The following is a 13,879-nucleotide window of genomic DNA, read 5'->3' as shown; positions in this document are numbered from 1 at the left end:
CATTTCTTTTCAGCGTTCGGCTTTGCGAGCCTCCTCGTGAAAGCCCGCCAATTCAGACCTTTCCATACGCGCTTTTCATAATTCCTCCATTTTTGCGGGGCGTTCCGTTACTAAACTAGTATCATTCAGCGAAAGCTTCAGGATGAGATAGCAAAATAATGAAAAGTAGTCACACACTTCGTTGGGGAATAGTCCTGACGGTAATTTTGGCGGCGGGAGCCGCCTATTGGTTCTGGCACGATCGCTTTGAAGAAACAACCGCAGGCGCTGCTGGCGCAAGTCAACAAGGAGCAAAACCGCCTGCCGGGGCGCGTCATGGGCGTTTTGGGGCGACGCTGGCCCCGGTGCAGGCGGCAACCGCCACCAGCGAATCCGTCCCCCGCTATCTTACTGGCCTGGGGACTATCACCGCGGCGAACACCGTGACCGTGCGCAGTCGGGTTGACGGTCAGTTGCTGAGTATCCATTTCCAGGAAGGTCAGCAGGTAAAAGCCGGCGATCTGCTGGCGCAAATCGATCCCAGCCAGTTCAAGGTCGCGCTGGCCCAGGCGCAGGGCCAGCTTGCCAAAGATAACGCTACCCTCGCAAACGCGCGCCGAGATCTCGCCCGCTATCAACAACTGGTCAAAACCAACCTTATCTCCCGTCAGGAGCTGGATACGCAGCAGTCGCTGGTGGTTGAATCCGCCGGTACGGTTAAAGCCGATCAGGCCGCCGTCGCCAGTGCGCAACTGCAGCTGGACTGGACCCGCATCACCGCGCCGATTGACGGACGCGTGGGCCTGAAACAGGTCGACATCGGCAACCAAATCTCCAGTGGCGACACCACCGGCATTGTCGTACTCACGCAAACCCACCCTATCGATTTGGTCTTTACCCTGCCGGAAAGCGATATCGCCACCGTGGTACAGGCGCAAAAGGCCGGGAAAACGCTGACCGTTGAGGCCTGGGATCGTACCAATAAACAGAAGATCAGCACTGGCAACCTGCTGAGCCTCGATAACCAAATCGATGCCACCACCGGCACTATTAAGCTTAAGGCGCGCTTTAATAACCTCGATGATGCTCTGTTCCCGAATCAGTTCGTCAACGCCAGAATGCTAGTGGATACCGAGCAGGATGCGGTCGTGATCCCCACCGCCGCGCTACAAATGGGCAACGAGGGGCACTTCGTGTGGGTGCTGAACAGTGAGAATAAAGTCAGTAAACATACGGTCACGCCGGGTATTCAGGATAGCCAGAAAGTGGTGATTAACGCCGGGCTGTCAGCAGGCGACCGGGTGGTGACCGATGGTATCGACCGCCTGACCGAAGGGGCCAAGGTCGAAGTCGTCGAAGCTCACAGCGCCGCGGAGGAACAACCCGCCGCCCGCCAGAGTGGTAAAAACGGAGCGGGCGCCTGATGCAAGTCTTACCCCCAAGCAGTACGGGCGGTCCGTCCCGGCTGTTTATTATGCGTCCGGTAGCGACAACGCTCTTGATGGTCGCCATTCTGCTGGCCGGCATCATCGGCTATCGCTTCCTGCCGGTCTCCGCGCTGCCGGAAGTGGACTACCCCACTATTCAGGTGGTGACGCTTTACCCCGGCGCCAGCCCGGATGTGGTGACGTCGTCGATTACCGCGCCGCTGGAGCGCCAGTTTGGCCAGATGTCCGGCCTTAAACAGATGTCCTCACAAAGCTCGGGCGGCGCGTCGGTCATCACCCTCCAGTTCCAGCTGACCCTGGCGCTGGATGTTGCCGAACAGGAAGTGCAGGCGGCTATTAACGCCGCCACCAACCTGCTGCCGTCTGATTTACCCAACCCGCCGGTTTATAGCAAAGTGAACCCGGCGGATCCGCCGATCATGACCCTGGCCGTCACCTCCAGCGCAATGCCGATGACGCAGGTCGAAGATATGGTGGAAACTCGGGTGGCGCAGAAGATTTCTCAGGTTTCCGGCGTCGGTCTGGTGACGCTGGCCGGCGGCCAGCGCCCTGCTGTGCGCGTTAAGCTCAATGCCCAGGCGATCGCCGCGTTAGGTTTGACCAGCGAAACCGTGCGCACCGCCATTACCAGCGCCAACGTGAATTCAGCGAAAGGTAGCCTTGACGGTCCGGCCCGCGCGGTCACTCTTTCCGCCAACGATCAGATGCAGTCGGCGGAAGATTACCGTCGACTGATTATCGCCTATCAGAACGGCGCGCCGATCCGCCTTGGCGATGTTGCGACCATCGAACAGGGCGCCGAGAACGCCTGGCTCGGTGCGTGGGCCAATAAGCAGCGGGCGATCGTAATGAACGTCCAGCGCCAGCCGGGAGCGAATATCATCGCCACCGCCGACAGCATCCGCCAGATGTTGCCGCAGCTCACAGAGAGCCTGCCTAAATCCGTTAAGGTACAGGTGCTTTCTGACCGCACCACCAATATTCGCGCGTCGGTCAGCGATACGCAGTTCGAATTGCTGCTCGCCATCGCGCTGGTGGTGATGATCATTTATCTCTTCCTGCGCAATGTCCCGGCAACCATCATTCCCGGTGTCGCCGTGCCGCTGTCGCTGGTCGGCACCTTCGCGGTTATGGTGTTCCTCGATTTTTCAATTAATAACCTGACGCTAATGGCGCTGACCATCGCCACCGGCTTCGTGGTCGATGACGCCATCGTAGTCATCGAAAACATCTCCCGCTACATTGAAAAAGGTGAGAAACCGCTTGCCGCCGCGCTGAAAGGCGCGGGGGAAATCGGCTTCACGATTATTTCATTAACCTTCTCGCTGATTGCCGTACTGATCCCGCTGCTGTTTATGGGTGATATCGTTGGGCGATTGTTCCGCGAATTCGCCATTACCCTCGCGGTGGCGATTCTGATTTCGGCGGTGGTCTCGCTGACCCTGACGCCAATGATGTGCGCGCGGATGTTAAGCCACGAATCGCTGCGCAAACAAAACCGCTTTTCGCGGGCCAGCGAGCGATTCTTCGAGCGGGTGATTGCCGTGTATGGTCGCTGGCTGAGCCGCGTGCTGAACCACTCGTGGTTAACATTGAGCGTGGCGTTAAGCACCCTTGCGTTATCGATTCTGCTATGGGTCTTTATCCCGAAAGGCTTCTTCCCGATCCAGGATAACGGCATTATTCAGGGCACGTTACAAGCGCCGCAGTCGGTATCGTTCGCCAGTATGGCGCAACGCCAGCAGCAGGTATCCGAGCTGATTCTGAAAGATCCGGCGGTTGAAAGCCTCACGTCGTTTGTCGGCGTTGATGGCACCAATCCGGCGCTGAACAGCGCGCGTCTGCAGATTAACCTCAAGCCGCTGGATGAGCGTGACGATCGGGTACAAACGGTCATTAGTCGCCTGCAACACGCGGTGGCAAGCGTACCGGGCATTGAGCTCTACCTGCAGCCAACGCAGGATCTGACCATCGATACCACCGTCAGCCGAACGCAGTATCAGTTTACCCTGCAGGCTAACTCGCTCGATGCGCTGAGCAACTGGGTGCCGCAATTGCTGTCGCGCCTGCAATCCTTACCCCAGCTTGCCGATGTCAGCAGCGACTGGCAGGATAAAGGGCTCGCGGCTTATATCAATGTCGATCGCGATAGCGCCAGCCGGCTGGGTATTTCCATGGCGGATGTCGATAACGCGCTGTATAACGCCTTTGGCCAACGGCTGATCTCGACAATTTATACCCAGGCCAACCAATATCGCGTGGTGCTGGAGCACGACACCCAGGCGACGCCGGGGCTGGCGGCGCTGAATAATATTCGCCTCACCAGCAGCGATGGCGGCATTGTGCCGCTGAAGTCTATCGCCAGCGTCGAGCAGCGTTTTACGCCGCTGTCGGTCAACCATCTCGATCAGTTCCCGGTTACCACCATTTCATTCAACGTGCCGGACAACTACTCCCTCGGCGAAGCGGTAGAGGCTATTTTGTCCACCGAGCAGTCGCTGGATTTCCCAAGCGACATCCGCACTCAGTTCCAGGGCAGTTCGCTCGCGTTCCAGTCGGCGCTCGGTAGCACCGTCTGGCTGGTGGTCGCGGCGGTCGTCGCCATGTATATCGTGCTCGGCGTGCTGTACGAAAGCTTCATTCATCCCATCACCATTCTTTCTACGCTGCCGACCGCTGGCGTCGGGGCGCTACTGGCGCTATGGCTGGCCGGTAGCGAGCTGGATGTGATTGCCATCATCGGCATCATTCTGCTGATTGGTATCGTGAAGAAAAACGCCATCATGATGATTGACTTTGCCCTCGCCGCCGAGCGCGAACAGGGGATGCCGCCGCGGGAAGCCATTTATCAGGCCTGCCTGCTGCGCTTCCGTCCGATTCTGATGACCACCCTCGCCGCCCTGCTTGGTGCGCTGCCATTGATGCTCAGTACCGGCGTCGGCGCCGAGCTGCATCGTCCGCTGGGCATTGGTATGGTTGGCGGCCTGATGCTCAGCCAGGTACTGACGTTATTCACCACGCCGGTGATTTATCTGCTGTTCGATCGGCTATCGCTGTATATGAAGAGCCGCTTCCCGCGCCGTGAAGAGGAGGCGTAAGTGAAGTTTTTCGCTCTCTTTATATATCGCCCAGTGGCGACGATTCTTATCTCGCTGGCGATTACCCTGTACGGGATCCTCGGTTTCCGCCTGCTACCGGTCGCGCCGCTACCGCAGGTCGATTTCCCGGTGATCATGATTAGCGCCTCGCTGCCCGGCGCCTCGCCGGAAACCATGGCCTCGTCGGTGGCCACACCGCTGGAACGCTCGCTGGGGCGCATTGCCGGGGTCAATGAAATGACCTCGTCGAGCTCGCTTGGCAGTACCCGTATCATCATGGAGTTTAATTTCGATCGCGATATTAACGGCGCCGCCCGCGACGTGCAGGCGGCGATTAATGCCGCGCAAAGCCTGCTGCCGAGCGGGATGCCCAGCCGCCCCACATATCGCAAAGCTAACCCGTCCGATGCGCCGATCATGATCCTGACGCTCACCTCGGATACCTATTCGCAGGGCGAGCTGTACGATTTCGCGTCAACCCAGCTGGCGCAAACCATCGCGCAGATCGACGGCGTCGGCGATGTCGACGTCGGCGGCAGCTCACTGCCGGCGGTGCGCGTCGATCTCAACCCGCAGGCGCTGTTTAACCAGGGCGTCTCACTGGATGCCGTGCGCAGCGCCATCGATAACGCCAACGTGCGTCGCCCGCAGGGCGCGCTGGAAGATGGAACCCATCGCTGGCAGGTGCAGACCAACGATGAACTGAAAACCGCGGCGGAATATTTGCCGGTAATCGTCCACTACAACAACGGCGCAGCGGTACGTCTTGGCGACGTGGCAAAAGTGACGGATTCAGTCCAGGATGTGCGTAACGCCGGGATGACCAACGCCAAACCGGCGATCCTGCTGATGATACGCAAGCTGCCGGAAGCCAACATCATTCAAACGGTCGACAGCATCCGCGCCCGCCTGCCGGAACTACAGCGTACTATCCCGGCAGCCATCGATTTACAAATTGCCCAGGATCGTTCCCCCACTATCCGCGCATCGCTGGAAGAGGTCGAACAAACGCTGGTGATCTCGGTCGCGCTGGTGATTCTGGTGGTCTTTCTGTTTTTGCGCTCCGGGCGCGCAACGCTTATCCCGGCTGTCGCCGTACCGGTATCGTTAATCGGTACCTTCGCCGCGATGTATTTATGCGGCTTCAGCCTCAATAATCTGTCGCTAATGGCGCTGACCATCGCCACCGGTTTTGTCGTTGATGACGCCATCGTAGTGCTGGAAAACATTTCCCGCCATCTTGAGTCGGGAATGAAACCGCTGCAGGCCGCGTTACAGGGCAGCCGTGAAGTCGGCTTTACCGTGCTGTCGATGAGCCTGTCGCTGGTGGCGGTGTTCTTACCGCTGCTGCTGATGGGCGGCCTTCCGGGCCGTCTGCTGCGCGAGTTCGCCGTCACGCTATCGGTAGCGATCGGCATTTCGCTCGCCGTATCGCTCACGCTAACGCCGATGATGTGCGGCTGGCTGCTGAAAAGCGGTAAACCTCATGAACCAACGCGCAATCGCGGCTTTGGCCGCCTGCTGGTCGCTATTCAGGGCGGCTATGGCAAATCGTTAAAATGGGTGCTGAAGCATAGTCGGCTGACTGGCCTGGTCCTGCTCGGTACGATAGCGCTCAGCGTGTGGCTGTATATCGCCATTCCGAAAACCTTCTTCCCGGAGCAGGACACCGGGGTGCTGATGGGCGGCATTCAGGCGGATCAGAGCATTTCTTTCCAGGCGATGCGCGGCAAACTGCAGGACTTTATGAAGATCATCCGCGAGGATCCGGCGGTCGATAACGTGACCGGCTTTACCGGCGGCTCGCGGGTGAATAGCGGTATGATGTTTATCACCCTGAAACCGCGCGACCAGCGCCATGAAACCGCGCAGCAAATCATCGACCGGCTGCGGAAAAAGCTGGCGAAAGAGCCCGGCGCTAATCTGTTCCTGATGGCGGTGCAGGATATCCGCGTCGGCGGGCGTCAGTCGAATGCCAGCTATCAATACACTCTGTTATCGGACGATTTGTCGGCGCTGCGTGAATGGGAGCCAAAAATCCGCAAGGCACTGGCGGCGCTGCCGGAACTGGCCGATGTGAACTCAGACCAACAGGATAACGGCGCGGAGATGGATCTGGTCTACGACCGCAACACCATGTCACGACTGGGTGTCAGCGTACAGGATGCCAACAGTCTGTTAAACAACGCTTTCGGCCAGCGGCAAATCTCAACCATCTACCAGCCGCTGAACCAGTACAAAGTGGTAATGGAAGTCGATCCGCTTTATACCCAGGACGTTAGCGCGCTGGAACAAATGTTTGTCATCAGTAAAGACGGCAAACCCATTCCGCTGTCGTATTTCGCCAAATGGCAACCGGCGAACGCGCCGCTTTCGGTCAATCATCAGGGGCTATCGGCCGCCTCGACCATCTCCTTCAACCTGCCGACCGGCAAATCGCTATCGGAAGCCAGCGACGCCATTGACCGGGCGATGACCCAGCTCGGCGTGCCGTCGAGCGTCCGCGGATCGTTTGCCGGCACCGCGCAGGTATTCCAGCAGACGATGAACTCACAGGTGATCCTGATTATCGCCGCCATCGCCACGGTGTATATCGTGCTGGGGATCCTCTACGAAAGCTACGTGCATCCGTTAACTATCCTCTCTACCCTGCCATCGGCTGGGGTGGGCGCGCTGCTGGCGCTGGAGTTGTTCGGTGCCCCATTCAGCCTAATCGCCCTGATAGGGATCATGCTATTAATTGGCATCGTAAAGAAAAACGCCATCATGATGGTCGATTTCGCCCTTGAAGCGCAGCGCAGCGGTAATCTGCCGCCGGAAGAGGCCATCTTCGAGGCCTGCCTGCTACGTTTTCGCCCGATCATGATGACCACCCTGGCGGCGCTGTTCGGCGCACTGCCGCTGGTGCTGTCGGGCGGGGATGGTTCAGAGCTGCGGCAGCCGTTGGGGATCACCATCGTCGGCGGTCTGGTCATGAGCCAGCTGCTGACGCTGTACACCACCCCGGTGGTCTATTTGTTCTTTGATCGTCTGCGGCTGCGTTTTACGCGCAAGTCTGCTCAACCGGTAAGCGAATAAAATGACAGATCTGCCCTCCAGCGTACGCTGGCAGTTATGGATTGTGGCCTTCGGCTTCTTTATGCAGTCGCTGGATACCACCATCGTTAACACCGCCCTCCCCTCGATGGCCAAAAGCCTTGGGGAGAGCCCGCTGCACATGCATATGGTGGTGGTCTCATATGTGCTTACGGTGGCGGTCATGCTGCCGGCCAGCGGCTGGCTGGCGGACCGGGTTGGCGTGCGCAATATCTTCTTCAGCGCCATTGTATTGTTTACCGTCGGCTCGCTATTCTGCGCCCAGGCCAGCACTCTCGATCAGTTAGTGATGTCCCGCGTGCTGCAAGGCGTCGGCGGCGCGATGATGGTACCGGTCGGGCGTCTGACGGTGATGAAAATCGTTCCACGCGATCAGTATATGGCGGCGATGACCTTCGTCACCCTGCCCGGCCAGGTTGGACCGCTGCTCGGCCCGGCGCTTGGCGGCGTGCTCGTCGAATATGCTTCCTGGCACTGGATTTTCTTAATTAACATCCCGGTAGGTATCATCGGCGCTATCGCCACGTTATGCCTGATGCCAAACTACACCCTGCAGACCCGGCGTTTTGATATTCTTGGTTTTATTCTGCTGGCGGTGGGAATGGCCGCCCTGACGCTGGCGCTTGACGGCAAAAAAGGGCTGGGTATCTCGCCGCTGCTGCTCGCCGTGCTGGTCGTCGGCGGCCTGATGGCGATGGGATTCTATTGGTGGCACGCCCGCGGTAACGTTAACGCATTGTTTAGCCTCAAACTGTTTCGCAATAAAACCTTCTCGCTCGGTCTTGGCGGCAGCTTCGCCGGGCGTATCGGCAGCGGGATGTTGCCGTTTATGACCCCGGTATTCCTGCAAATTGGCCTCGGCTTCTCGCCGTTCCACGCCGGGCTGATGATGATCCCGATGGTGCTGGGCAGCATGGGGATGAAACGCATCGTGGTGCAGGTAGTGAATCGCTTTGGCTATCGCCGCGTGCTGGTTTTCGCAACCCTCGGCCTGGCGCTGGTGAGTTTGCTGTTCATGGCCGTCGCACTGGCCGGCTGGTACTGGCTGCTGCCGCTAGTGCTGTTCCTGCAGGGCATGATTAACTCCAGCCGTTTCTCGTCGATGAATACTCTGACGCTAAAAGACCTGCCTGATGAGTTGGCCAGTAGCGGTAACAGCCTGCTCTCGATGGTTATGCAGCTCTCGATGAGTATCGGCGTGACCATCGCCGGGCTACTGCTCGGCATGTACGGCCAGCAGCATATCAGCGCCGATGCCCCAGCCGTTCATCAAGTTTTCCTCTACACCTATCTGAGCATGGCGGTGATTATCGCCCTCCCGGCGCTCATCTTTTCCCGCGTACCGAACGATGTCGGCAGCAACACCGTCATCCGCCGACGCAAAAGGAGTGAATCGTGAAACTTTGGCGCCCGGGTATCACCGGTAAGCTGTTCCTGGCTATTTTCGCTACCTGTATCGTGCTGCTGATTAGCATGCACTGGGCGGTGCGTATCAGCTTTGAGCGCGGCTTTATCGACTATATAAAACGCGGTAATGAACAGCGATTAACGATGCTCGGCGACGCGCTGAGCGAACAGTACGAGCAGCACGGCGACTGGAAGTTTTTGCGCAATAACGATCGTTTTATCTTCCAGTTACTGCGCACCTTCGAGCGGGATAACGACGAACGCCCGCCGGGTGGTCCGGGCCCACACGGCGAGCCAGGGCCAATGCCCGGGCCTGGCCCGCGTCCCGATATGCCGCCGCACGGTTGGCGCACGCAATTTTGGGTTGTCGATCAACAAGGGCGCGTGCTGGTAGGCCCGCGAGCGCCGGTACCGCAAGATGGCACCCGGCGCAACATTGTCGTCAACGGCGTGACCGTCGGGGCGGTGATCGCCTCGCCGGTCGAGCGGCTCACGCGCAACACGGATATCAATTTCGACCGCCAGCAAAAACGCACCAGCTGGCTTATCGTCGCCCTCGCCACCCTCCTCGCCGCTCTGGCCACCTTCCCGCTGGCGCGCGGGCTGCTGGCGCCGGTCAAACGGCTGGTGGAAGGTACCCATAAGCTGGCGGCGGGCGATTTCTCTACCCGCGTCACGGTCACCGGCGGGGATGAACTGGGTCGTCTGGCGCAGGATTTCAACCAGCTTGCCAGTACGCTTGAGCGCAACCAACAAATGCGCCGCGATTTGATGGCCGATATTTCGCATGAACTCCGCACGCCGCTAGCGGTGCTGCGCGGCGAGCTGGAAGCTATTCAGGACGGCGTGCGTAAATTCACCCCGGATTCAATTTCTTCGCTGCAGGCGGAAGTCGGCACGCTCACTAAGCTGGTAGACGATCTGCATCAGCTATCGATGTCCGATGAAGGCGCGTTAGCCTACCAGAAAGAATCGGTCGATTTAATTGCGCTACTGGAGGTCGCCGCAGGGGCGTTCCGCGAACGTTTCGCCAGCCGCGGGTTGACAATCGGCGTCTCGCTGCCGGATAACGCAATCGTGTTCGGCGATCGCGATCGGCTAATGCAGCTGTTCAATAATCTGCTGGAAAACAGCCTGCGCTATACCGACCGCGGCGGACAGCTGCTGATTAGCGCCAAACAAAACGGCCGCAGGTTAATGCTCGATTTTGCCGATAGCGGCCCCGGCGTTAGCGACGAGCAGCTGGCGCGGCTGTGTGAACGTTTTTACCGCACCGAAGGTTCGCGTAACCGCGCCAGCGGCGGATCCGGCCTTGGGCTGGCAATCTGTATGAACATCGTAGCGGCCCACGGCGGCAGCCTGAACGCCAGCCATTCGCCTTTTGGCGGGGTTAGCATTAAAGTAGAATTACCTCTGGAACAGGATTTATCGAGGGACGTATGAGCGAATTACCCATTGATGAAAACACGCCGCGTATTTTAATCGTGGAAGACGAGCCCAAGCTCGGTCAGTTGTTGATCGACTATTTGCAGGCCGCGAGCTACGCGCCAACGCTAATTGCGCATGGCGATCGGGTACTGCCCTACGTTCGCCAGACGCCCCCGCATTTGATTCTGCTGGATTTAATGCTGCCCGGCACCGACGGCCTGACATTGTGCCGTGAAATCCGCCGTTTTTCCGATGTACCGATCGTGATGGTCACCGCCAAAATCGAGGAGATCGATCGCCTGCTGGGGCTGGAGATCGGCGCCGACGACTACATCTGCAAACCATATAGTCCGCGTGAAGTTGTGGCTCGCGTGAAGACGATCCTGCGTCGCTGCAAGCCACAGCGGGCTCTGCAGGCGCTGGATGCGCAAAGCCCGCTCATCGTTGATGAGAGCCGCTTCCAGGCCTCGTGGCGCGAAAAATTACTGGACCTGACTCCCGCCGAGTTTCGGCTATTAAAAACGCTGTCTCAGGAGCCGGGTAAAGTCTTCTCCCGCGAACAACTGCTCAATCATCTGTACGACGATTATCGCGTGGTCACCGACCGCACTATCGACAGCCATATTAAAAACCTGCGCCGTAAGCTTGAATCGCTGGATGCCGAGCAGTCGTTTATTCGCGCCGTCTACGGCGTCGGCTATCGCTGGGAAGCGGACGCCTGTCGAATAGCCTAACCTCTGCGCCTCTCAGAGCAGAGAGGCGCAAAGGTTTACTCCCTCTTTCCACGGCGCTACAATGCCCGCCCTTAATGTGGGGACACTCCCCCGAATCGCCGCACCTGGTGCGGCGAGTCTGACCTGTCATCAGAACGAGAAAATCATGTTTAAACCGGAACTCCTTTCCCCGGCGGGAACGCTGAAAAATATGCGTTACGCTTTCGCTTATGGCGCCGATGCGGTCTACGCCGGCCAGCCGCGTTACTCACTGCGCGTGCGCAACAATGAATTTAACCACGAAAACCTGCAGCTCGGCATCAATGAAGCCCACGAGCTAGGGAAAAAATTCTACGTGGTGGTTAACATCGCGCCGCATAACGCCAAGCTGAAAACGTTCATTCGCGATCTCAAACCGGTAGTGGAAATGGGGCCGGACGCGCTGATTATGTCCGATCCTGGTTTAATCATGCTGGTGCGGGAAAACTTCCCTGATATGCCAATTCACCTGTCGGTACAGGCCAACGCCGTCAACTGGGCGACGGTGAAATTCTGGCAGCAAATGGGGCTAACCCGCGTGATCCTCTCCCGCGAGCTGTCGCTGGACGAGATCGCCGAAATTCGCAGCCAGGTGCCGGAGATGGAAATCGAGATTTTCGTCCATGGCGCGCTGTGCATGGCCTACTCCGGCCGCTGCCTGCTCTCCGGCTATATCAACAAACGTGACCCTAACCAGGGTACCTGCACCAACGCCTGCCGCTGGGAGTACAACGTTCAGGAAGGCAAAGAAGATGACGTAGGTAATATCGTCCACAAGCATGAGCCTATCCCGGTGCAGAACGTTGAACCCACTCTCGGTATCGGCGCGCCAACCGACCAGGTATTTATGATTGAGGAAGCCAAACGTCCGGGCGAGTATATGACCGCCTTCGAAGACGAGCACGGCACCTACATCATGAACTCCAAAGATCTGCGCGCAATCGCCCACGTGGAGCGCCTGACCCAGATGGGCGTGCACTCTCTGAAGATTGAAGGCCGCACCAAATCCTTCTACTACTGCGCCCGCACCGCCCAGGTGTACCGTAAAGCGATTGACGACGCCGCCGCCGGTAAACCGTTCGATACCAGTCTGCTGGAGACGCTGGAAGGTCTGGCTCACCGCGGCTATACCGAAGGCTTCCTGCGCCGCCACACCCACGACGACTATCAGAATTACGAGTACGGCTACTCGGTTTCCGAACGCCAGCAGTTTGTCGGCGAATTCACCGGCAAGCGTAATGGTAATCTGGCCGAAGTGGCGGTAAAAAATAAGTTCTCGGTCGGCGACAGCCTGGAGGTCATGACTCCGCAAGGCAACGTCAACTTTACGCTCGAACATATGGAGAACGCCAAAGGCGAAGCAATGCCGGTCGCGCCGGGAGACGGTTATATCGTCTGGCTGCCGCTGCCGGAGGATATGGCGCTGGAGTATGGTTTGCTGATGCGTAATTTCAACGGCGAGTCGACGCGCAATCCGCATAAAAATTAGTTTATTGGCGTTATTTTTTCACTATGTATGGATATTAGAATCGGATCACATACCGTTACGTTCGAAGCAGGTATCATCCATTTCGCTGAAAAACATAACCCATAAATGCTAGCTGTACCAGGAACCACCTCCTTAGCCTGCGTAATCTCCCTTACGCGGGCTTATTTTTTATGCATCCTATTTTCCCGACTTTCTTATTCCATGACGCCATTCATGCGATACACTGAGGATGACGACTAAGAATGAGGCGATAAAGGATGACCCAATTTCCAGCCAGCTTATTAATTCTCAACGGTAAAGGCGCGAATGAGCCACAACTGCGCGAAGCCGTTAATCTCCTGCGCGAAGAAGGTATCGAGATACACGTCCGCGTGACCTGGGAAAAAGGCGATGCGATTCGTTTTGTCGAGGAAGCCGAAACGCTCAAGGTGGCGACGGTGATTGCCGGCGGCGGCGATGGCACGATTAATGAAGTCGCCACCGCGCTGGTCCAGCGCGGCAGCAACATGGCGCTTGGAATACTCCCCCTCGGCACAGCCAATGATTTCGCCACCAGCGTCGGCATCCCGCAGGACTTAGCCAGCGCGCTGAAGCTGGCGATAGCCGGGCGCGACGTCCCTATTGATGTGGTTCGCGTGAATAACGAGGCCGGATTTATCAATATGGCCACCGGCGGCTTTGGTACCCGTATCACCACCGAAACGCCGGAAAAACTGAAAGCCGCGCTCGGCGGCGTCTCCTATCTGATTCACGGCCTGACGCGCATGGATACCCTGAAGCCGGACCGCTGCGAAATTCGCGGCGAGAACTTTCACTGGCAGGGCGACGCGCTGGTTATCGGCATCGGCAATGGCCGCCAGGCCGGTGGTGGTCAGCAACTGTGTCCTGAAGCATTAATTAACGACGGGCTACTGCATCTGCGTATTTTTACCGGCGAAGAGTTGCTGCCTGCGCTGTTTAGCACCCTCGCTAATCCCGATAATTCACCAAATCTGATCGACGGCGTATCGCCGTGGTTTGAAGTCACCGCAGCCCATGAAATGACCTTCAACCTGGATGGCGAACCGCTGAGCGGCAAATCCTTCCGTATGGAAATCCTCGGCGAGGCGCTACGCTGCCGTCTGCCGCCGGACTGTATGTTACTGCGTTAAAACATCAGGGCGGGATATACCCGCCCTGATA

Annotated in this window: 8 protein-coding genes; all 8 read left to right on the top strand. The window is 58.1% G+C overall.

The genetic code is table 11. The features are described from left to right. The first annotated feature begins 158 nt into the window (after window positions 1-158). A complete protein-coding gene (locus tag ABLV66_RS08645; protein WP_289578134.1) occupies window positions 159-1,403 on the top strand; it encodes an MdtA/MuxA family multidrug efflux RND transporter periplasmic adaptor subunit in 1,245 nt (414 codons plus the stop codon). Then, window positions 1,403-4,525: an MdtB/MuxB family multidrug efflux RND transporter permease subunit gene (locus ABLV66_RS08640; protein ID WP_348876001.1), complete on the top strand. Its 3,123-nt coding sequence runs from the start codon at window positions 1,403-1,405 to the stop codon at window positions 4,523-4,525. The genes ABLV66_RS08645 and ABLV66_RS08640 overlap by 1 nt, the downstream gene beginning before the upstream one ends. After that, window positions 4,526-7,603 carry a multidrug efflux RND transporter permease subunit MdtC gene (gene mdtC, locus ABLV66_RS08635; protein WP_348876002.1) on the top strand — a complete coding sequence of 1,026 codons (3,078 nt, stop codon included), beginning with the start codon at window positions 4,526-4,528 and terminating at the stop codon, window positions 7,601-7,603. Window position 7,604: 1 nt separating this feature from the next. Further along, window positions 7,605-9,020 (top strand): MFS transporter, encoded by a 1,416-nt coding sequence (locus tag ABLV66_RS08630; RefSeq protein WP_047078107.1) that lies wholly within the window; start codon window positions 7,605-7,607, stop codon window positions 9,018-9,020. Continuing rightward, window positions 9,017-10,471, top strand: coding sequence for an envelope stress sensor histidine kinase BaeS (gene baeS, locus ABLV66_RS08625; protein WP_320483215.1), 1,455 nt, complete (start codon window positions 9,017-9,019; stop codon window positions 10,469-10,471). Before ABLV66_RS08630 ends, baeS begins: the two co-directional genes overlap by 4 nt. After that, window positions 10,468-11,190, top strand: coding sequence for an envelope stress response regulator BaeR (gene baeR, locus ABLV66_RS08620; protein WP_045391890.1), 723 nt, complete (start codon window positions 10,468-10,470; stop codon window positions 11,188-11,190). Before baeS ends, baeR begins: the two co-directional genes overlap by 4 nt. Before the next feature lie 145 nt (window positions 11,191-11,335). Further along, window positions 11,336-12,697, top strand: coding sequence for a prephenate-dependent tRNA uridine(34) hydroxylase TrhP (gene trhP, locus ABLV66_RS08615; protein WP_032714942.1), 1,362 nt, complete (start codon window positions 11,336-11,338; stop codon window positions 12,695-12,697). A gap of 257 nt (window positions 12,698-12,954) precedes the next feature. Next, complete coding sequence (yegS, locus tag ABLV66_RS08610; RefSeq protein ID WP_047078109.1) at window positions 12,955-13,848, top strand: lipid kinase YegS; 894 nt, start codon at window positions 12,955-12,957, stop codon at window positions 13,846-13,848. Window positions 13,849-13,879: the final 31 nt, after the last annotated feature.

The organism is Klebsiella sp. CN_Kp073, assembly GCF_040065495.2.
GTDB lineage: Bacteria > Pseudomonadota > Gammaproteobacteria > Enterobacterales > Enterobacteriaceae > Klebsiella > Klebsiella aerogenes.
The sequence above is the reverse complement of the archived record's forward strand: the minus strand, read 5'-3'. Positions and strand labels throughout refer to the sequence as shown.

Coding starts and splice junctions, on each gene's coding strand:
- ABLV66_RS08645 (WP_289578134.1), top strand. CDS start 159: ATGAAAAGTAGTCACACACTTCGTTGGGGAATAGTCCTGACGGTAATT.
- ABLV66_RS08640 (WP_348876001.1), top strand. CDS start 1,403: ATGCAAGTCTTACCCCCAAGCAGTACGGGCGGTCCGTCCCGGCTGTTT.
- ABLV66_RS08630 (WP_047078107.1), top strand. CDS start 7,605: ATGACAGATCTGCCCTCCAGCGTACGCTGGCAGTTATGGATTGTGGCC.
- baeR (WP_045391890.1), top strand. CDS start 10,468: ATGAGCGAATTACCCATTGATGAAAACACGCCGCGTATTTTAATCGTG.
- trhP (WP_032714942.1), top strand. CDS start 11,336: ATGTTTAAACCGGAACTCCTTTCCCCGGCGGGAACGCTGAAAAATATG.
- yegS (WP_047078109.1), top strand. CDS start 12,955: ATGACCCAATTTCCAGCCAGCTTATTAATTCTCAACGGTAAAGGCGCG.